Origin of the sequence: Amycolatopsis thailandensis, from assembly GCF_002234405.1 — a bacterium.
GTDB lineage: Bacteria > Actinomycetota > Actinomycetes > Mycobacteriales > Pseudonocardiaceae > Amycolatopsis > Amycolatopsis thailandensis.
Window position 1 is genome coordinate 1 of record NZ_NMQT01000386.1, and the last position, 904, is coordinate 904.

At 73.5% G+C, this 904-nt stretch carries 1 protein-coding gene; it reads left to right on the forward strand.

Annotation, left to right across the window (positions count from 1 at the left end; genetic code table 11):
- Positions 1–904: polyketide synthase dehydratase domain-containing protein (locus CFP71_RS43060; protein ID WP_208636172.1), on the forward strand; the 904-nt coding region annotated here is incomplete at both ends.

The window sequence follows — 904 nt, forward strand, 5'->3', positions numbered from 1 at the left end:
CGGCGGTGGCCGCGGCGCTGCCGAAGCCCGGTGACGGGCACGTCGTCGAGCTGCGGGACATCGCGTTCCTGGAGCCGTTCGGCGTCCCGGACGGCGCCACCGCGGAGTACCGCGTGGAGTTCGACGGCGACGACTTCACCGTGACCAGCCACGTCGGCGGTGCGAGCCGGACCCACGTGCGCGGATCCGCCGGGTGGATCGCGGCCGGAGCGGTGTCCACTGTGGACATCGAGGCGGTGACCGGGCGGACCGAGCCGATCGACGACGGGCACGGCTTCGGCACCGGCCGCACCAGCATGGTCACCTTCGGCCCGCGCTGGGCGGCGCTGCGCGAACACCGCATCGGCGCACAGGAGGAGCTGGCCACGATCACGGCTCCCGAGGCGGCGGCGGGTGACGCCGGCGCGTGGGGACTGCATCCGGCACTGCTGGACGTCGCGACCGCGTTCGGCCGCGGCCGGGGGAGCGGCACCTACCTGCCGATGAGCTACGGACGGATCGTCGTGCACGACGCGCTCCCGGCGAGTTTCCGCAGCCACCTGCGCTACCGCGACACCGGCGGCGACCAGGTGGTGGCGGCCGACCTCTCGCTGTGCGACGAGACCGGCCGCGTGCTCGTCACGATCGAGGACTTCGTGCTGCGCCAGGTCGATCAGGACGCCGTGGGCGGCAGCCTTTCGGCGCCGGCGGTGTCTACTGTGGACACTGTGTCGACCTCGACCGGGATCCGGCCGGTGGACGGCGCGGAGGCGTTCGTCCGGGCGCTGGCCCCCGGTCTCGGCGGGCAGGTGGTGATCAGCACCCTCCCGGTGCGGGAGCTGATCGAGCATCGGGTCGGCGTCGAGGAGCTGGACGAGCCCGACGAAGCGGTGGTGCAGGTCTCGGAGGACGACTACGTCGCCCC